Below are 18,890 nucleotides of genomic sequence, written 5' to 3'. Positions count from 1 at the left end.
TATACTCTACCTATATGGCCTTATCAACTTTGGCAGCTCCTACGAATTCGATTCCTACTGCCGCGAGTCACAAGAATAACAATTTTAACTTTTTACGGCTGTTCTTCGCCTCGCTCGTCTTGATTTCGCACGCGCCACAGTTGCGAGATGGAGACTATCGCCGAGAGCCAATCATGCAATTTTTCGGCACTACTTCCGCCGGCGAATTAGCAGTGTATGGGTTTTTCCTGCTGAGCGGTTACCTGATTGTGGGCAGTTGGCAACGCAAGACTGATTTGCTGTATTTCCTCAATAAACGGGTACGCCGCATTTACCCTGCCTTCATTGTAGCCATCATAATTTCGGTATTCATCGTTGGCCCTTTGGCCGTGCCGGATGTTGCCGCGTATTTTCAGAAGATAAATTACCGTTGGCTGATTAGCGGCACGATGAAGCTACGCCCCCCAGAGCAAACGAACGGCTTAGCGTTTGCCGGGCAGCCTTCTCCCTTCCTCAACGGCGCGGTATGGACCATAGCCTACGAGTTCCGGTGCTATGTTATTACCGCTTTGGTGGGCTTACTGGGCCTGAAAAGGCAGAAACCGGTGTGGGTATCGCTGCTCGTCATCTCGCTAGCCTTCACCTTGGTTCCTGCCGACCTGTTGGATATTCCTTTTCCAGGGCGTGAGCTGCTGATTGACAACCCAAACGCATTCTTTCGGCACCTGTCCATGTTCTCGGCTGGCGCCTGCTTCTACTTTTTTCGCGGCGCCTTGCCTGCTACTGGGCGCAAGGCGGCATTGGTTGGTATCGTGCTGTTCGCTTTGCTATTTCTGCCTGTTCCCCCAACCGTAGCCCTGTCTACGCTTGGTGCTTACTTTCTATTCTGGGTGGCTTTCGCACGCATCTCCTTTCTAGACAGCTTCCAGAACATGAGTGACATTTCGTATGGGGTTTACCTTTATGGCTGGCCCATACAGAAATTGCTCGAATGGTATTTCCCAACAGTTTCTGTATGGGTGTTAGTGGTAGTCGCCTTCGGGCTGTGCTGCGTTATGGGGGCAGCAAGTTGGCATCTAATCGAGAAACATTTTATTGCGGGGCAACGTCGCCAAGCGTAAGCCTTAACTCTTTACCTAATCTCTTTTTACTTATCACCGATGAAATCATTTATTATGGGCCTGTGGCGTTGGATGGTTAAGCAAGTCCAGGAGTCAGATGGGCGCCCGCCGTATCCGTTCGATGACCCAGAAGGCACCCAGCAATGGGAAGCCGGCAAAGAAGAAGCCGAGGCTAACAAGCTAGTTCGAGAAGTGAAGGAGATTGTTGGTTCCAAATAAAAAAAGCCCCTGGTTAGAGGGGCTTTTTTTATTGCTGCGCTTGCCTGCTTACCCCGTTACCACAAAAGCGCTGACAACAATGAATTGCACATTGTTATCGGCTTTCTCCACTAGCAGCGTGTGCGTTCCCCCACCCAGACCGGCAAAGGAGTGCAGGAATGTATCGGTCACAGTTTCCCCGTTGTTGGTGTCGATAATCGTTGCATTACCATCCAACGTGAGTTTGATGCGGCCCCCATCTGGAAACTTGTTGCCTCTGAGGGTTAGCGCCGAGCCGGTGAATCGGAACGTGCCAATAGCATTGAACAGCGTCGTGTAAGCAATGCCGCCGTACTGTCCGTCACGCGTCCAGTCCGAGGCCGTGGTTTCAAAGGCGTTGACATCATTCGCGCGGTACGTACCGGCCCCACTTGGCGCGGGGCCGCTTGGCGCCACCGTTTGCCCCTGCACAAAGTCCAGATTACGGGTTGGATCAGCCCGGTTATACGCTACCGTGCTGCCGAGCTTGGTGCGGAAAGAAGTGTCGAGCAAGCAATTTGGATTCTCATACTGGGCTGGCGTGAGCACGCAGTTCGCAGCAAAGATGCTGCTGATAGTTGCCGCGTCCAGCGCAATATTCCAGAAGCAACCCCGCTGCAACGTGCCGTTCATGGCATTTCCGGAGCCGGACGGATTGATCTTGCGCACCCCGCCAAAGGTGAGGTTATCCAAGATAGCGCCCACGTTTGCCACCGCCGCGCCGCTGAAAACTTGCCCGTTCAAATGCAAGCGGACTTCGCTCCGGCTCGATACCAGCGCGTAATTAAAGGCGACGTTCGCAGCGAGTGCTCCCGCGCCGGAGTTGAGCGTCGTCCCGACGCCTCCAGCGGCGGGAAATACGCCCGCGCTTAATACCCCGTCGAGACTGGTATACACGCCGAACATGCCCGTTCCGCCCACGCCGGACACATCTACTACCGCTTTGGCAGCAATCTGCTGCGCCCCGTAGAGCTGCGCCAAGGTAGTTCTCCCGATGACGGTGAAATCCTGATAATTGTAATTCTGCGTGTCGCGCATCAGCGCATAGGTGCCCGCCGTGGTGGCGTCCATTACCGTCTCGTTCAACCGGACGGCTTCGCTGTAATCCCCATCCGCTTGCACGCTAGAGCTGATCCGCTCGAAATAACGGGCAGCGGAGATGGAGTACCCGCCGTCGTTACCGTGTAGCAGGTCAGTGTGAAGGTCAGCCTGGGACCACCAGTTGGTGGCATTCATCAGCTTGACATACGCTAAGTTGTTGCCGACGCCTATTATCGCATCCGTATAATTCTGGAGCGTAAAGCCTAACCCATTCGCGCCGCTGTTGACTTTGAATAGGGGCGTTTTAAGATAGATTTCCACTGCGGAATCCCAGCCCCTAACCAGCTCAATCATTGCTTGCGCTGCCGCCGCCGCTTGCGCGGGGGTGCCGTAGCCTACGCCGTGGTCGTTGGTGCTCATATCGAGCACGTAAATCCGCCGACCCGTCCGGCCGGACAGAAACGCTTGCACCCTGCCTAACTCCTGCTGGCGCAATTCCGGCGTACCGAGGGAAGGAATCAAGCCCTTCCAGCCATAACCGCCCGCGGCTACATCGAAACCTAGCAGCGCCCGCAAACGTGGGATTAAGCCGAAATCAATGCGCGTTGCGCCAGTTGATACGGTTATGGAGTCACCCGTAAGGTAAGCCCCATCTGGTGTTTTGGTGGCCGCGCCTACACTATACGTGGCATTGGTGCCCACTACTTCCACTTTCGTAAAGGTGCCACCAGTCAAGATGCTGCCCTCTTCTTCGGGCCGCTGCTGTGAGCCTTCATAGAGCTTCAGAACGTGCGTACCGAGGTCTGGTAGCGCCAACGTAAACTCACGCGTCAGCTGCCCCGCATTATCGAAGTAAGTTTTCTGTGCCCCGTCTATGGTAGCATAGCCCGACCCAGCCTGCGTGTACGCATCATTCTGCGTGACCACATGCGTAATCTTCACCGCCGTAGCTCCCGAGATAGAAATTGGCACACTGGTAGCTAAGGCCGAACGCCTGCGGTAGTTGGGCGCTATGCTGGAATAATCATCGTCAAAGGCATTTTGCGTGAACAGGTTGCTGCTCATCACCAGCGGCCCGGTATTCCCAACCGGTGTTGCGGCATTGACGGTGACCAAGACAAAATCTTCTTGCGACTCCGCGCTCTTGTTATCAATTGTCTTAAAGCCGAACTGATACGCGCCGGCAATCAAGTTACTAGCCACCACATTCTGCGTGTTAGCAGGTACGCCCGTCGCGTTGTTGGGACCAGTTACTTGTCGCCACTGGTAGCCCGTAATGGTGCCATCGGAATCCGAGCCGCTACCCAGCAAGGCAATGGAATTGGTGGGCAGTTGAATGGTAGCGTCCGAGCCCGCGTTGGCACTAGGCAGCACGTTAGCCGCCGGCGCCGTAACCGTGAAGTAAAGCGAAGCGGTACCAGCGTTGGTGGTAGCGGTGAAATTGCCCGGAGTAGCACCAGCAGGTACGGCCACCACAATTTGGGTAGCTGTAATGCTAACAGGAGCCGCTGGCGTGCCATTGAAGGCGGTGACAGCGCCGCTTAGGTTGGTACCAGTAAAGATAATCTGAGTACCCACAACCCCACTTGCGGGCTGCGCTTGCGTAAGCGTTGGCCCGGGTACTACGGCTGGGCCAGTGAACGGTCGGGGGTTTGTTGCAAACGGACCTGCTGGCTGGCTACCATTAGCGGCAACTCGGAAACCTGCCCCATCAATATCAATAGGTCCGCTCAGCCCCTGCATGAACAGATAGCCGTCTTGGATATAGGCGTTCTCGCTCGTTAAGGGTACGGTGCCGGCTATGCCTGGAAAGCCAAAGCCTTCGTAAAGCACCAGGCTAGGGTAACCGGGCACAAGCTTCGCGCTGAGCGTATTGGCCACATCATCCACCCGGATATCCGTTGGCTTAGCAGGCACCTGTATCGGCACCAGCTGGTTTAGCCGCTGCAGCAGATAAGCAAAAGCAGTTTGCTCGGTGGCCAAGGCCGGATGGATACCATACTGATCCTTCGCGATGGGCGTGAAGGTGACGCCCGCGAACAGTTGCGTGAGCACCTGCTGCGAGATGGTGGCCGTAGTGCTGGTCCCGGTGCTCTGCAATACGGGTACCGCTGCCGGCACCTCCAGAACCAATTCCCAGTAGGCATTATTGGTTGGGGTGGCACTGGCGTTGAAGTTGCTCTTGGCCCGGTAAATGAACCGCTGGTTGGAGACGTAGAAGCTGTCTTTCTCCACGGCTTGCGGGCTACCCACCGAGCCAGTAAACACCCGCATCTTGCCGGTCATATCCCCTACCGCAAGGGGAAGCGAGAAGCTATCGGCAATATCCTGGCTGTATTCGCGTAAATCTTCTTCGTCGATAGCGAAGGAATCATTGGTCGCAAAGCGGACATTCCACTTATCGACAAAGGCGGTGGGCGTTAGAACGGCCATTAAATAATTTGATAAGAGAGTTTAAAGCCGGACTTGAGCACGACCCGCTTGCCCACTGGCACCACGGCCAGCAAGCGTCCACCGGCCGTGCGTAGCTCGATGGTGCCGCCGCTGCTCTGCTGCAGGCCTAGCCCGGTCTGTAGGCCCAGCTCGCTCACCACCCAGCTACCGAAATAGGCACGAGCCCGGCGCGTGGTATCGCTGGCGAACGTGAAGCTCTTCTGGTTGCGGTCATTAACGCCGTTTCCTGTATCGAGCACCTCGCTCCAGGAAAGGGGCTCGTCGAGCGAGCCGACCAGCCACACCTGGCCATTGCCATCGCGGTAGAGCACCAAGTAAAGGTGACCCTCCATAGCTTCCAGGCCTGCGGCTAAAGCAGCCGTATTCTTAGCCAGCACGCCCGTCAGCTTGGGTTGATAGAACACGCCGTGGCGGTCTTCCTTGCCGGGCTCGTTGTAGCGCACCGTATTGAGCGTGGCCACCAGCTGGTACCAGGTCGCACCCGGGCGAAGGTCAACGCTCTCGTACACGATAGGCTCTTCCGAGTCGGGTACGAAGAGCACGTCTTCAATCGGCACGTACCAGAGGGCTTCCACTCCGCCCAGGTTGTCGTCGATAGACTGCGATAGGTTACGCAGTTGACCTGCAGGCAAATCAGACATGAGCCAAGGCTTTAGGCCCCGGGAATACAGGACATTTCGGGATAAGAAAGAAGGGTTTTTGGAGTCTCTCGGCCGCTTTTCGGCGACGATACTCCGCTTTGATCAGGGCGTCAAGGCTGAAGTCATCTTCAGTGAACCCATACAGGCTCATGAAGTCCTTGGCGAACTGCTTGGTCTCGACCTGCACGCCGTAGGCCCGCAGCACCCGTAGGCAGTTCAGAAATTCTTCCTCAATCATGTCTTCCACCTGGCGGTTGAAATCATGAATGGCCTGGGGCGTCAGGTAGCGGCAGCCGTTAAGCCAGGAAAGGTGATGCGACACGCTGACGACGAACTTAACCGGGTACTGCTCTGCCGAGCAGTCATATTGCCGGTCGTCTTGCGGCGTGCGCAATAAATGATAAAGCATGCGCCCTACCTGACTCTTCTTGCCCACTGGGAAAGGTTCGTTGTTTTCGATGACGAGCTTTTTCTCAAGGAATTTGAGCACCGCCCGGCGAACTGGGATAACATGAAGTTCAGGAGGAGTAGTCGTGTGGCTATGCTTTCTCATTAGGACAATACTACCAAATTGCCTGTTCTTAGCAGAGGACAATTCGGGATACAAAATATAGCTAGAGTACAGGTTGATAACTCAAACCTGATAGCGCAAAACATTTGCCATACATGGCATAAAACGCGCTTTTATGTGCCTTGCTAAGATACTCAGCCCAATTCTATTAGTAATAGATTATTGGATAAATAATATCTATCGATAATAGCGCATTAAGTCTTTCACTTTTCCGGTTTGAAACGGGCTTATAAAAAGTGGTGCGACGGGAATGAATCCGGAATGGCGCGGCGGTTCGGAGGGGGACGCAGCAAAAAAAGTTTTTTCCAGGGCCAAACGGCTTGTTTTCAGTTTCCCTGTTTCCCCGTTTCCACATCCCTGTATACCAATTACTTACCTTTCACCCTACCTCGGGAAACAGGGAAACAGGCGGGGAAACAGGGTGAAAAACGACTCCTCAGCATCGCCCTGTTTCCCCGGTTTTCAGGCTGTTTCCCCAACTTTCCCCGCGTTTCCCCAACTTTCCCCGGTATTATACCCTTACTTACTTTTTATAAACTACACGTATGCAGTACATTAATCATATTCATAATTGTTCTGATAACAGGTATGGGGAAACAGGGAAAGAATTTATGATATACCCCCTATGTGCTAGAAATCGCATTGGCCCGCAAACCGGCTGGGGCCAAAAAAAGGGCGCACTAGGCGCCCTTTCGGTTATTGTATATTTCCTCCTTTCCTTTCGTTAAAACGGCAGCATTAGCTTGAACCGGGTGAAGTCGGAGTTAAATTCAACATTATGGTGATTGCGTCCCCCGGCGTACTCCTTTAAATGCGCCAGCCAAGCGTCGTGGCTTAGGGCCGGCTGCTTGTTCTCGTTGAACTCGTCGAGGGCCGTGGCCACGTCGAGGATGTCATCGGCTGGTCGCTCGTCGAGCCAAGCCTTTACCAGCTCGCCGGCGTTGCCGTCAATGATGACCTTCTCCTGCAGTTTGCGGCTGTCATCATCCTTGGCCACCAGCTCGGAAAGCTTTTGCTTGGTCTCCAGCTCGATGCCGTATTCGCGCATCATCTGGTAGTTGAACACCAACGCGCTCGTCGGGTTGCCTTCCTCGCCAAAGCGTACGCCCTTGGGGCGGTCTTCCAGGAAGTAGCGCGACTTGGTGAGGTAGTTGCGAATGGTGGCAATGCTCAGCGGCTCGATGCCCTGGCGCTGCGCCGCCTGCAGGTAGAGTGGGTGCACCTTGCGCACCCGTACGAAAAGTTTCGTAATACCGTCCTCCTCTTTCTGCACTTTGAAGTCGCGGTCTTCCATAATCTCGCGGCCAACCATGGAGCCGAGCACCATGAAGTACTGCTCGATATCGTCGCTGGTGTGCTGGATATTGACTACCTGCTGCAGGCGCTCGATCATAATGCCGAACAGCTCCTGGCTGGTGAAGGGAAACTTCACGCCCGCCTCGCTCAATATCTCGCACGTGGTAAGCAGCGAAACGGCATTGAGGGCCGTGCGGTCTTCTACTTCGAAGCCCAGCACCTCTTTGCAGTGGCTGCGCACCCGGCGCATCATATCCGAGCTGCGGAAACGGTAGTTTTTCATCTGCTCCCGGTAGCCGAGCAGCTCACAGGTCACGTGCACGGTGGCCAGATTCTTCTCCAGCTCCTTGAGCTCGTCGTAGGCCTGGCCGTTGTTCTGGCGCTTCATGTCTTCCGAGAACTCCAGCACGATGCAGCGGCTGAGCAGGGCCGGGTCGCGCGTCGGCAGGTCCTGGCCACCGACCACGGCGGTGCTCAGCGGCTTGAAGCTTTTGGTTTGGTTGCCGCTGGTGGCCACGCCCGTAATCTTCGACGATCCGTCGGCCAGGCCCTTGAGCAAGCCGATCATGCGCATGTCCAGGCTGTTCTTGTACTCGTCGATAAAGATGATGCCGTTGCGGGCCGTGGCCATGCGGCGCTGGATACCGGTTTGGGTCGCGCCCCCTTCCAACCGCAGCGGGTCGCCGGCATGCTGGCCGAACGGCGCCACCACCGACTCAGCCGCTTTACTCTTACCAGAACCACGTACCCCGAACAGGTTGAGCAGCGGAAAGAAGTAGTTGTTTTCGTGGTAGATGATGTCGCGGAAGTTGCTGGCCACGTAGTAGGCCGTCATCACCACACCGTTCTGACCGTAGGCTTTGCGCATCAATTCGCCCCAGCGCTCGAACGAAAGCTTCTCCCCTTTCTGCGGCAACAGATAGCGCCGCTCGTTTTCCATCATGTCATCATCATCCTCCACTAGCTTGAGCGTCGAAGCAAAAGGCAGGAAGTAGTACGCCAGGTGAAACACGTTGCCGGCTTCCAACGCTTCCTCCAGCTTGGCCTGGCCAATCTTAAGTGCCAGGCGCTCGGCCGATATCAGCACGTGCACTTCCTCGCCGATCATCACGTGCGCCTCGCCCCGGAGCTTAGCCAGCTCCTCCTCGGTGGCCACCGGCCGCTGCAGCCGCACGATGCCGTAGCGGTCGGCCGGATAGAACTTCTTGCGGTAGAACAACCCGTTGGCGAACGTGGTAAAGTCGCCGGTCGGGTTGTAGAGCATGGCCCGGGGCTGCACGGCCTCGGCTACGCCGTGGAATACCTTGATCTTGATTTTATTGAGCTGCTCGTCATTGCCCTCGAAAATGAAATTACCGAGCCGGCCCACGCACTTCTTGAACGTGGCCACGCTGGTGAAGTCGTCGGTGGTGATGGCAATGGTGCGCGAGCTGCCGAACATGTTGCGGAAGTGGCAGACGTATTTCGGCTCGTCCTGGCTCAGCACGAAGTATTGAATCTCGAAAGTGAAGTTGCAGATGCGCACCTCCATCTTGTTATGGTAGCCATAAAAGCAGCCATCCTTTTCAAAGAAGCCATAGTCGAAGTACTGCGCCCGGGCTTCGGCCTTCATTTGCTCGAGCAACTTATTCTCGGTGCTGTCGCCCCGCTTTACCAGCTTATAGAGCTTCTTGAAGTCCGACCACTTGGCCGTTAGATCATCGTAGTAAGCCTGGCGCTGGCCTTGGTTGGCCAACAGCTCCAGCACGCCCCCCAGGCGCTCGGCCGCGTTGGCCCGGTCGATGGGCGAGAGCACCGCTTCCCGCTCGCAGTCGGCCAGCAGCTCGCCGGTGATGTAGTCACGGCGGCTGGAGAGCCAGGTCGTTACCTCTTCCGGAGTCTTGAGCTTCTTACGGAGCATATCATCCGGGTCGCAGGTGTCGGCCGGCATGAGCACCTCCACCCGGATACCCGCTTCAATCAGCAGCAAGGCGTACTTGTGCATAGCAGCACGGCCGGCCGGATCATTGTCCGGCACGAAGACCACGTGCTCGGTGTACTGCTTAAGCAGCTTGATCTGCTCTTCCGTGAGCGAAGTGCCGTAACCGCCCACGGTATTGGTCAGGCCGGCCTGATGCCACTGCACCACGTCGATGTGCCCTTCTACCAGATAAACGAAGCCCTGCTTGCGAATAGCTGGCCCGGCCACGTCGAGGCCGTAAAGGTGTAAGCGTTTATCCCAAACGGTATCCGGGGAGTTAAGGTACTTCGGGGGTTTGTAGGTGGCATTGGCCGGTGTATCCTTCACCAGACGCCCCGTAAACGCTACCAACCGGCCCCGGTGGTCACGGATGGGGAACATGGCCCGGCCCTGAAACACGTCGTAGTAACGGGGCTCGCCCCCTTCGATGCGGTGCTCTCGCACCAGGCCCGCCTTGACAAGCAGCTCGACCGAGTGGTGCTGCAGCACGGCCGCTTTGTAAAAGGAGTCGGGGGCCTCCTCAGCGTAGCCAATGCGCCAGTCGCTAAGGGTCTGCGGCAGCAGGTTACGGTACTTGCTCCAAGTTTCAGGTACCTGGTTAAATTGGTAGTAGGCCGCGGCGTAATCGAGCACGATGCGCACGGCCTCGCGCTCCAGTTGCAGCTGCGCCTGCTCGGCCGCTTTCTCTGGATCTTGCTCTTTGTATTCGATGCTGATGCCATGGTCGCCGGCCAACTGCTTCACAGCCTCGCCGTAGCCGATATTTTCGTGCTTCATCACGAAGCCAACACCGTCGCCGGCAGCCCCGCAGCCAAAGCACTTATAAATCTGCTTTTGAATATGTATATGGAAGGAAGGCGTTTTCTCGTCGTGGAAGGGGCAGCAAGCCTCGTGCTTGTTGCCCTTGGATTTTACTTGCAGGTAACGGCTAACGACACTTAGGATATCGAGCTGCTTAACCTGGTTAATAGTGGTATCGGAAATGAGCATGAGTAACGGCGGGGCTAGTAAAGAGATTAGAGGTCGAGGCGCAGGGTGGAGTACTTGTGCTCGGTGCCGTATTTGCGGTTCTGGATGTGGCTGGGCCGGTCGTAATTGAGGTGGCAGCGCTGGCACAATGCCTTCAGGTTGTGGAAGCGGTTATTGGTCCGGTCGCGGTCCAGGTGGGCTACCGTCAGAATCACCTTGGAACCGGTTTTCGGGTGCGGCTTATGGTTTTCGGCGCCGCACCACTCGCACTTGTTGCCGGCCCGGTGGAACCGGATCAGGCGGCTGATCAGGCTCCACTTAGGGTGATACTTCTTGTAGTTGATGGGCATGGATTCAATCGTTAGTAAGCCGGCCCCTGGAGTGGTGGCCAGTGTTCACTGCGGCCATCAGTGCCGGCATTCGCCCAGCCGTATGCCTTGCGCCGCTCCCGGGCGAATTGGCGACATTTTTCGCAGCGCAGCCCATGGCGCGGGGCACGGCTAGGGGTGTATTGCACCTCACTGCTGCCGTCACAAAGCCGGGTGCCGTCCTCTTTGAAAAAGTGCCACAACAAGGGCTGGTAGACGGTACCCCAGGTACCGCTTCTTGGGAAAAACATAGCCGTAAGATTTAGTAGGGAGGGTAGCCGTACTGGCGGATGAAGTCGCGGTAGAGTCGCTCAGCGTGGGCTTTTTGAATCCGGTAGTTGCGCCACTGCACGAATGCGTTGGCTACTTGCACAAAGGCATTCAGAAGGAGAGCAATCATGCAGAGCGTCATCCTAGTGGTTGGTAGTGTAAGTCTGCGTAGTTATTGCTCACCTGAATGCCTGAATACAGCTGTTCGGGGACTGGACTACCGATCAAACCGACGTAGCCAACACCTTCAATCATGCTGTAGTGGTCGCCCCAGGTCTTTAGCTGGCTGATAGCGTGAATCACCATATCCTGAGCGTCCCCATCGCTAATGAGTTCGTTGTAGGATTCTAGTGCATCCTTGAATTCTGGCGAGTTTTCGTCGTACTGCACTTTGATTTCGCCGCTTACTTCTATGGTTACCTTATTCATCGGTATCTGGCTTTAAAACCCATTCCAACTGCTGGATAGCGTAGCTCACCTGGCGCATCGAGACAAATAGGACACCCGCTTTTTCGCTTTCTGCACCCTCGGAATCAAGGCTTTCGAATTCGTCAGCATACTCTTGGCCCTCCCTCCTTAATGCCTCGATCTGCTGTTTGATCTGATCAGCCGTCTTGCGAGCCCAGTTTTCACGTTGTGCTGGCTGTGACTGGCATAAATCTTCAGGCCAGCCCATGTGCTTTTTTTGCCGATTACCAAAATCAGCGGCCTCATGTGCCTGTTGCTCGTTTTTGCCGTGGGTGGTAACATGCTCTGAGCCATCTGGCCACATGGCCAACAGGATCAAGTGGGAAGCACCGATATCCTCCCGGATTTGCTTGGCTTGTTCTATTGAAATACTCATGGTTAGTAGCGTAAGTCGGTCCAGCCTACCAGCTGGCCAGTGAAGGGTCGCCAAAATCGGAGGCCGTGATTTTGGCGGAAAAAGTCGAGCAGTTGCTTGAAGTCGTCGAAGCCATCGGTACAGGCTAGAATTTGGCACTCCAGCGGCGTGAGCTGACGGCCGTCGATGGTTATAGTGGGCTGGTTAGGCGGGCCGAGGAAGCTTTCTTTGGCCTCCGCGATGGTAATGGCCTGCACCACTTTCGCCACTGCATCTTCCCGGAACTTGAGCATCGACTTCTGGCGCACGTCCTGGTAGAACTGGATGCTCATGCCCACGCGCCACCGGTTGCCGAGTCGTATCGAGTGAGGCTTCGTGCCGTCTATTACAGAAGGCACGAATTGGGTTTTGAAACCGAGGATCATTGCTGAGCGCCTTCTTGCGTGCTATTAGCCGCTTCCTTAAAATCTTTAGGTGGGTTGGCCAAGAACCTCAGGAAACCCTCAACTACCTTTTGCGCTATCTCCTCATCGAAGTAGGCATACTTCTCATCCCGGTTCGCAACACCTTCAGCCTCATAGCTGTGTGTTTGCATCATCGTCACACCTTTAATGGTGACCTTGATGTGGATTTGGTGCGGTTTGTCGCTGTTGAACTTGTCTTGTTTTCGAATCTGAACTAGTCGATTGCCAACACGAAATGTCTTTTTGTCGAGGATTGAAAGGCGCTTTGAAGTCATGATTTAATGATGTTTTTAGCGGCTCCAGTGAGAATGAATGACACCACGAAAAGGGTGATCAGTAGCTCTTCACTCTCAGCAGCCTTGATGTGAAAGAGGAAGGCCAGCAGGGCAAAAAGCCCTAGGAAAATGAGTGCAACGGAGAAGTACTTCACGTCTGCTCGCCTTCTGACTTGTTCTTGATGGCTTCTTGTAAGGCAGCTACCTGTTCTTTTGCAACCTCGACCCACTGTGCACCATGTTTGAGCACGAGGCGCACTAGCCAGTTGAGAACGAAGGCTTGCTCAGCCTCAGCTTTAGGCGGAATCTTAGCGCCAGTGGCCCGAAAGAGTTGGGCGTAAGGGCCGCACTTGAAGTTGGGCCACCCTAGTACAAACTCTAGCTCTGGCGTCATTTCATCCGGGTATTTCAGCCCAGCTCTAAACTTTTGCAGGGCGTCGACTGGGTTCGGCATTATCTCGTTTACCAGCTCACGTAAGGCTTCAGCCTCCGCTTCATCGCCTTGAATTGAGCCCCACATAATGCGCTCACCATCGACGTAGAGCTTTAGGTCCAGCGTGCTCATACCGGCTCCCCTCCTTCCCCGGTCAGCTCCCGCATGATGTTTTCCAAAGCCGCCAGCCCGTCCGGGCCTAGCGTCTCCATCTGGTGAGCGTTGTGCTCCAGATAAAGCATATGGCTGGCAATCTGCTGTTTGACTGCTTCTACCTCTTTCTTGATAGCCTCTTCCAATAAGCGCCGCTTAGGGTTGGTCAGTGCCGTCCAGGCTGCTGGTGAAAAGTGGCCCTTCACGTCCTCCAGCTGAATAACGCCGGTATCTACCGCGTCGAAGTACTTCTGGTACAGGGGCAAAATCAGCTTAAGCAGCGCCCCGATCTTGAGCAGATTAGTGGCCCCATCCGGGCCGATCATGCGGGTCACTTCCTTGCTGACGATAACGGTGGCCATTTTGGCCACCGTCACGTTGTTTGGGGTTCTGAGATTTGGGGTCGCTACCATGAGTCTAGCCCTGAATGATGGAGGATAATTGAACTACTGGGGTGGTTTTCTCCGGCTCGGCCGGGAAGAAGCGCTTGCAGCAGGCGGCACAAGACAGGATGATGGCCATGCCGAGTAAGGTGAGCCACTGGCTGCGGTCAGCCTGCTGCTGATAAGGGTTGCGGATGGAGCGTCTCATGCGGCCCAGGCGTCTTCTTGGTCTCTCTCCTGCTTGTGCTGAGGGGCTTCGACCGTCAGGTAAAACACGTTGAGAAAATCACGTTTAGCTGCTCCAGGTGAGAGGGGCTTCCAGCCTACCCGGCGAGGAGCCGGGTCTACTAGTGCCAGGCTGGCATCATTCCAGGGCACATTGCACGGCCCCATCACTAGGCCTACTTCCATGAGCAGCACCTGCAAGTCCATGGTCTTAATGGCCAGCTTGGCCGCGACTGTGGGCGTAAGGCCGAACTTATGGTTGATGGTCGCCTGCAGCACCTTTTCGGCGTCGCGGTAAAACTGGAATTGGTCCATGGCTTTTAGCGGCCGAGGCAAATCCGCGAGGTAGGCTTCGCTGGCATCGTGCATAAGCGCCAGGCCCTGGTACTCGGGAGCCACGCGGCTGGCCACTTCCACGCAGTGCTGGGCTACCGAATAAAACTGCTTGGTGTGACCAGAAAAGCGGCACTGATTGGCGAGGGCATGGGCAATGTCCTCAATCTTGATTTTAGCGGGGCTCGGGTTGAACGGGTCAAAGTCCTGACCGGTGAAGGTTTGAATCCAAGGCATGGGAAAGAGATAAGAGGGTGGGAATTACATCCAGCTTGGAAGGGCTGGAAGTGGGCAAAGGCTAAGGAGGATGGCTTCCACGCTGGCTAAGTCAGCAGCTAGTTCGTCGTGGTCACGTTGCCAGGCATCAGCGTGGCCTTGCTCGAAGTAGGCCAGCTTGGCCAGATTAAGCTGGGCGTGCTCATGCCGCAACAGCCGGTGCATCCAGGCGACTAGGTTCAGCTGCGCTTCGGGCGAGTAGATGCGGATCTGGTCTAAAGAGGGGCGGATCATAGCGGTAAGGGGAATCGAGCGTGTGGGATGGAAAAGCTTTAAGTAGAGTGAGCAGGTCTTCATCGTCCTGCAGTGGCTCGGTGGTGATAAGCTCCCGCACCACCAGCCAAATGGTGCGGGAATCGGAAACCCAGGCGGAGTAGTAGCCATTGGTTTCCCGGTAGAGCACATCCAGTAGCCCGTCCGGACGCTTTCGCTTGCGAACCCTGGCCGTGGTGGGCAGGAAGCCAAGGCGGCACCACTCTTGGTAGCTAGGTTCGTAGCACATCAGATAATTCGGAGCTTAATCTGGCGGGCCTTGCGCCGGCGCCGGCGTTCGTCGAGCAGCACCCAGGCCGTCTCCTCTGCCAGATGGGGGTGCTCGTTATCGATTTCTTCTTTACGCCGCTCCAACTCTTCCATGGAAGTGAGCTTGACGAGTACTGGCGGTAGAAACTCGGTGTTAACCTTGCGCAGCTCCAGGATGCTGATTGGGCCGGGCAACAGCGACGGCACCGTTTCGGGCAGTATGAACATCTGGCTCATCATCAAGCGGCTTTGAGGAAGCTGATGGATAACTGGCCTTTCTCAGGGCGCTCTAGCTGCAGCGACTCGGCATACACGTCCACTTCCAACTCGTGCAGCCGTACCGGCAACATGGATGAGAAGAGTACTTCGCGGCTGAGTGGGTCAGGAAAGCGCAGATGGTCGCGCTCAACGGCTGGTTTCTGACGGCCGGGCACATAAGCTGTCACGCTCATGACGCGCTGGTGCTTGGTGAGCAGGAGCCGGTAACCAAGGATAGGGTGTGCCTCGCCAGCCGTCAGGCCGTCGATGGAATCCGCGACGTGCAGCACGTCGTCGGAGCGGAAGCCTTCTGCGAGGGAGGCAAAGCCGCCAGCCAGTAAGGCAATGTGTGGAGTGAGCATAAAATGAGATAAGAGGTTGGGCAATCAGGTCGGGCACTTATTTCTTCTGCTCCAGGGAGCGGAGGTACTCTTCGTTAAGGCGGGTCTCTTCATCACGGCGCAGCTTCTCCGTTTGCGCCAGCTTCAGCACGATGGGCCAAATAGGATGAGTGGTGCGCGCTGAGCGTACCACATCACTAATCACCGAGTCGGAATAGACCCGGGTTTTCTTGCGCCCCAGTTGGTCCTGGATCAGCTTCAGATAGTTGTCTGGCATCAGACCACGGACGGCCAGAGGGGCAATAGGGGCGGCTGTTGTAGAGGTCATGGGAAATGTGCTTTTCGGTTTTCACTACCTTAGCCTGTCAGGAATTTTCCGGAATAGAAAAGGAATGCTCAAATATGATTGGTTTTAAACCAATAGGCAATTCTAATTCTATTTATAACCAATAGAGTATTGCCAACACATTGAAAATGAGCGATAAAAAATTGGCTGAAAACCAAGAAGATCTGCTCAAGCGCGACACTGGTAGGCGCTTGAAGGAGCTTCGGGAGCATTTTGGTTTGAGGCAGGCCGAATTCATTGCCCCTTGGAAAGGCAAAATCGGGACGTACAGCTCTGTTGAAACCGGAAAAAATGGCCTTTCAGAACAATTAATCCGTTTATTATTGAATTACTACCGGGCAAACCCTGTGTGGTTGCTGACTGGGGTAGGCGCGATGATATTGCCGGAAGACCTAGGAGCGAGCGCTGCTAATGGCTCTCAATTGCAAAATTCCAAGAAAGAACAGTCTGATATTATCACAGTCACTGTTGATTCTTCGGGTGAAGAAAATATCACGATTGTAACAGCAAAGGCCCGGGGCGGCTACCCTACTCATCATCTAGAGCCTGAATTTCTTCGTGATCTGCCGGCTTTCTCGCTACCAGGTGCTCGCTATAAGAACGGTACGTTCCGCGCCTTCGAAGTTGCCGGAGACTCTATGCAAACCACCATCTATGCTGGCGACTTAATAATAGCGGAGCAACTATATAAGTGGGCTACCGATATCACAGATGGAGACGTGCACATCATCGTCACACGAGACGACATTTTAGTGAAGCGAGTTTATAACCGGCTCATGGAGTCCGGACATCTGATGCTTAATAGCGATAACATTTCCTACACCACGCAGATGGTGGAGGGCGAAGAAGTACTCGAGGTATGGCGTGCCAAAGCCAAGCTCTCAGATAAGTTCGTCAACACCCATTATGATGCGGCCAAGGAGGTTGCCAACCTCCAGGCAGAGCACGCTGAGTTGGCCGATGAATTCGACGACTTCAAAAAAGCAGTGGCTGAAAAGCTAGGCCTCTCAGTGCGTGACCTAAAATCCAAGAAACCGTCCCGCAAATCCTAACATACCTAATGCAACAAGTAACCGCAGTCGAAGCCATGCATGCCGGCGTGCTCTATCTGGTAGACGAGCATGGCCAAAGGCTTACAACATCTTTCGAGGAGCAGCTGCAGTCCGGCAAGTGCTGGGCTCATCTTCGTGATGGAGCCACTGGCCAGTGGCATGTTCATGAATTTAGTCAAGCAGCTGAGTTGAATGAGACGCGCATACTGGAAATGTTGCAGCCGTTTCCTCAATCCGTTTCACCAAATGCTTAGCATCTGCTTAGCATATAACAGCCAACCACTTCACAGTCAAACTTGTCCGGTATCCCGGCTCTGGGTACCTAGAGGCGCAAAAGCAGCCTCAACAGCCGTAAAAGCGGCCTTTCCAACTTTCGGAAAGGTCGCTTTTATATTTTATGGCCACTCGCTTAAAACCATTTATTAAAATGCCGCCCTTGGAAAGCGGATTTCTCTCACCAACCAGATGCTAGTGATTGAAAACCGCTAAAGCCTAGAGGCGCGGCAACTAGAAAGCCACCAAAGCTGAGCTGAAGGCTCGGCTGTAATATTTAGGCCTATTGGAAGCTAGGCACCCGTCTGGTAGCTTCGCAATGGCCTTTGCGGGCACGTAAGGAAATGATGCCGATGTGCTGCCGCCCGTTTCGACTACAAGTTCACGTTACCCTATAAAGAAGACTTAGCAGCGCTGAAATCAGCGTTTTTGCTGCCATTCGCCATGCCAACAGTACAAATTGGTGATTTACAAGTAGAAGTAGTACGCAAGAATATCCGCAGCCTACGCCTAACAGTATACGCCCCCGACGGCCGCATCCGAGTGGCAGTACCAACGCGCACATCCGACCAAGCTATTCAGGATTTTGTGGCCGCGCGCCGTACGTGGATTAACAAGCACCAAGAAAAATTTAAGTCGCAAAAGACTCCGGTGGAGTTACAGTACGTTTCGGGAGAAACGCATTACTACCAGGGCGTGGGCTACTTGCTGCAGGTACATGCATTTGATGGGACACCGAAGGTGGTTTGCCGCGAGTCACAAATCCTGGATTTATATGTGCGGGAAGGCAGTACGCAGCAGCAACGCGAGAAAGTATTGCAGGCCTGGTACCGGCGACAACTGAAGGCTCAATTGCCGGAAATGGTAGCGCAGTGGCAGAAAGTGGTAGGCGTGCAAGTGAACGACTGGGGCGTTAAGCAAATGAAAACTCGCTGGGGCACTTGCAACATTCGGGCGAAGCGCATCTGGTTGAATTTAGAGTTGATTAAGCGGCCGACTCCTTGCCTGGAATATGTGGTAGTACATGAACTGGTACATCTGCACGAGCGGCTACACAATGCGCGGTTTTGGGGACTGATGGATCGGTTTATGCCCGCATGGCGCACCTACCGGGAGCAGCTGAAAAAGACGATGCTAGAGTTGCCTATTGAACTAGATGCTTGCTAGACCATCTGTTCAAGCATAGTCTGAAGTGATTTTGACTAAGACAAACTAGATCATCTATTGAGTTGCTATTCGTTGCAAGCATTAGCTCAAGCGGCTCGTGCTGACTCTTAAGTAGTCAGCAGAGTTAGTTGAGAAGTTGGTATTTACAGGGCAAGACTACTTCTAAAAGCCCTTTGGTCTCTTACCCTTCCCTACAATTGCTCGGCTGTTAAGAAATGCGCATTAAGGGGAGTAGTTGCAGACTTACTGACGTCTTTAAAAACGTTATTACAACATAACCTGAAAAACGAGAATGTTTTTCAGCAATTTTACTATTGCTTTCAATTCACAAGTGCTTGATAATAAATACTATATAATTATAAGTTTAGTGAATTAAGATAATGTTACTTGATTTGGCAAAACATTTTTACCTAATTACTTGTATATAATACAACATTATACAAGATTTGTGTATTAATGTTTGCACTCTAATCTTATACTCTATGAACAAGCTTAACAATGTCACCAAAACCGGTTATGCTACCAGTAGATCTGTGTCACTATCTACCGTCAGCAAACCTGAGCTCCATGCACATCTGAGATGTGGGCATAAAAGTGCTAACAGGCTAGCACAGCAGGACAAGGTATTGGCGCAGATTAGCTTACGCTATTGTGCCTTC

Annotated in this window: 24 protein-coding genes; 5 read left to right on the top strand and 19 right to left on the bottom strand. The window is 54.2% G+C overall.

The features are described 5' to 3' along the window. Positions 1-14 precede the first annotated feature (14 nt). A complete protein-coding gene (locus tag P1X16_RS03860) occupies positions 15-1,100 on the top strand; it encodes an acyltransferase (RefSeq protein WP_277226522.1) in 1,086 nt (361 codons plus the stop codon). 39 nt (positions 1,101-1,139) lie between these two features. Then, complete coding sequence (locus tag P1X16_RS03855; protein ID WP_277226520.1) at positions 1,140-1,319, top strand: hypothetical protein; 180 nt, start codon at positions 1,140-1,142, stop codon at positions 1,317-1,319. Positions 1,320-1,367: 48 nt separating this feature from the next. On the opposite strand, the gene P1X16_RS03850 is transcribed toward P1X16_RS03855, so the two are convergent. From P1X16_RS03850 to P1X16_RS03760, 19 genes are all read right to left on the bottom strand, one after another. Next, positions 1,368-4,811 (bottom strand): IPT/TIG domain-containing protein, encoded by a 3,444-nt coding sequence (locus tag P1X16_RS03850; RefSeq protein ID WP_277226518.1) that lies wholly within the window; start codon positions 4,809-4,811, stop codon positions 1,368-1,370. Beyond that, complete coding sequence (locus P1X16_RS03845; RefSeq protein WP_277226516.1) at positions 4,811-5,473, bottom strand: hypothetical protein; 663 nt, start codon at positions 5,471-5,473, stop codon at positions 4,811-4,813. Before P1X16_RS03845 ends, P1X16_RS03850 begins: the two co-directional genes overlap by 1 nt. Next, entirely contained in the window at positions 5,466-6,026 is a 561-nt protein-coding gene (locus P1X16_RS03840; protein WP_277226514.1) for a hypothetical protein, read from the bottom strand. The genes P1X16_RS03845 and P1X16_RS03840 overlap by 8 nt, the downstream gene beginning before the upstream one ends. A 742-nt stretch (positions 6,027-6,768) precedes the next feature. Then, complete coding sequence (dnaG, locus tag P1X16_RS03835) at positions 6,769-10,290, bottom strand: DNA primase (RefSeq protein WP_277226512.1); 3,522 nt, start codon at positions 10,288-10,290, stop codon at positions 6,769-6,771. Positions 10,291-10,316: 26 nt separating this feature from the next. Next, entirely contained in the window at positions 10,317-10,619 is a 303-nt protein-coding gene (locus P1X16_RS03830; protein ID WP_277226511.1) for a hypothetical protein, read from the bottom strand. 11 nt (positions 10,620-10,630) lie between these two features. Further along, positions 10,631-10,888, bottom strand: coding sequence for a hypothetical protein (locus P1X16_RS03825; protein ID WP_277226509.1), 258 nt, complete (start codon positions 10,886-10,888; stop codon positions 10,631-10,633). A gap of 11 nt (positions 10,889-10,899) precedes the next feature. Next, on the bottom strand, positions 10,900-11,037 hold the full coding sequence (locus P1X16_RS03820; protein WP_277226507.1) for a hypothetical protein: 138 nt from the start codon (positions 11,035-11,037) through the stop codon (positions 10,900-10,902). Between the two features lie 8 nt (positions 11,038-11,045). Then, the gene (locus P1X16_RS03815) at positions 11,046-11,336 is read right to left on the bottom strand and encodes a hypothetical protein (RefSeq protein WP_277226504.1); all 291 of its coding nucleotides are present in this window, start codon (positions 11,334-11,336) and stop codon (positions 11,046-11,048) included. Next, a complete protein-coding gene (locus P1X16_RS03810; RefSeq protein WP_277226502.1) occupies positions 11,329-11,751 on the bottom strand; it encodes a hypothetical protein in 423 nt (140 codons plus the stop codon). Before P1X16_RS03810 ends, P1X16_RS03815 begins: the two co-directional genes overlap by 8 nt. Before the next feature lie 2 nt (positions 11,752-11,753). Then, positions 11,754-12,155 carry a hypothetical protein gene (locus P1X16_RS03805; RefSeq protein WP_277226500.1) on the bottom strand — a complete coding sequence of 134 codons (402 nt, stop codon included), beginning with the start codon at positions 12,153-12,155 and terminating at the stop codon, positions 11,754-11,756. Continuing rightward, positions 12,152-12,469: a hypothetical protein gene (locus P1X16_RS03800; protein WP_277226498.1), complete on the bottom strand. Its 318-nt coding sequence runs from the start codon at positions 12,467-12,469 to the stop codon at positions 12,152-12,154. The genes P1X16_RS03805 and P1X16_RS03800 overlap by 4 nt, the downstream gene beginning before the upstream one ends. 151 nt (positions 12,470-12,620) lie before the next feature. Further along, complete coding sequence (locus P1X16_RS03795) at positions 12,621-13,034, bottom strand: hypothetical protein (protein WP_277226496.1); 414 nt, start codon at positions 13,032-13,034, stop codon at positions 12,621-12,623. After that, complete coding sequence (locus P1X16_RS03790; RefSeq protein ID WP_277226494.1) at positions 13,031-13,468, bottom strand: hypothetical protein; 438 nt, start codon at positions 13,466-13,468, stop codon at positions 13,031-13,033. The genes P1X16_RS03795 and P1X16_RS03790 overlap by 4 nt, the downstream gene beginning before the upstream one ends. 4 nt (positions 13,469-13,472) lie before the next feature. After that, the gene (locus P1X16_RS03785) at positions 13,473-13,646 is read right to left on the bottom strand and encodes a hypothetical protein (protein WP_277226492.1); all 174 of its coding nucleotides are present in this window, start codon (positions 13,644-13,646) and stop codon (positions 13,473-13,475) included. Next, positions 13,643-14,233: a hypothetical protein gene (locus tag P1X16_RS03780; protein WP_277226491.1), complete on the bottom strand. Its 591-nt coding sequence runs from the start codon at positions 14,231-14,233 to the stop codon at positions 13,643-13,645. The genes P1X16_RS03785 and P1X16_RS03780 overlap by 4 nt, the downstream gene beginning before the upstream one ends. Before the next feature lie 24 nt (positions 14,234-14,257). Further along, complete coding sequence (locus P1X16_RS03775; protein ID WP_277226489.1) at positions 14,258-14,506, bottom strand: hypothetical protein; 249 nt, start codon at positions 14,504-14,506, stop codon at positions 14,258-14,260. 267 nt (positions 14,507-14,773) lie between these two features. Then, positions 14,774-15,022, bottom strand: a complete 249-nt coding sequence (locus P1X16_RS03770; protein ID WP_277226488.1) for a hypothetical protein — start codon at positions 15,020-15,022, stop codon at positions 14,774-14,776. A gap of 11 nt (positions 15,023-15,033) precedes the next feature. After that, positions 15,034-15,414: a hypothetical protein gene (locus P1X16_RS03765; RefSeq protein ID WP_277226486.1), complete on the bottom strand. Its 381-nt coding sequence runs from the start codon at positions 15,412-15,414 to the stop codon at positions 15,034-15,036. Between the two features lie 37 nt (positions 15,415-15,451). Then, entirely contained in the window at positions 15,452-15,721 is a 270-nt protein-coding gene (locus P1X16_RS03760; RefSeq protein ID WP_277226485.1) for a hypothetical protein, read from the bottom strand. 146 nt (positions 15,722-15,867) lie between these two features. Here P1X16_RS03760 and P1X16_RS03755 point away from each other — a divergent pair, with 146 nt between their 5' ends. The 3 genes from P1X16_RS03755 to P1X16_RS03745 all read left to right on the top strand — a co-directional run bounded on the left by P1X16_RS03755 (position 15,868) and on the right by P1X16_RS03745 (position 18,231). After that, positions 15,868-16,791 carry a S24 family peptidase gene (locus tag P1X16_RS03755; RefSeq protein WP_277226483.1) on the top strand — a complete coding sequence of 308 codons (924 nt, stop codon included), beginning with the start codon at positions 15,868-15,870 and terminating at the stop codon, positions 16,789-16,791. A gap of 8 nt (positions 16,792-16,799) precedes the next feature. Next, a complete protein-coding gene (locus P1X16_RS03750) occupies positions 16,800-17,045 on the top strand; it encodes a hypothetical protein (protein WP_277226481.1) in 246 nt (81 codons plus the stop codon). A 463-nt stretch (positions 17,046-17,508) separates the two neighbouring features. Next, the gene (locus P1X16_RS03745; protein WP_277226479.1) at positions 17,509-18,231 is read left to right on the top strand and encodes a SprT family zinc-dependent metalloprotease; all 723 of its coding nucleotides are present in this window, start codon (positions 17,509-17,511) and stop codon (positions 18,229-18,231) included. The last annotated feature ends 659 nt before the right edge of the window (positions 18,232-18,890 follow it).

Origin of the sequence: Hymenobacter sp. YC55 (assembly GCF_029433095.1) — a bacterium.
In the GTDB taxonomy this organism is placed as follows: domain Bacteria; phylum Bacteroidota; class Bacteroidia; order Cytophagales; family Hymenobacteraceae; genus Hymenobacter.
This window is presented reverse-complemented; position numbering and strand designations above follow the sequence as displayed.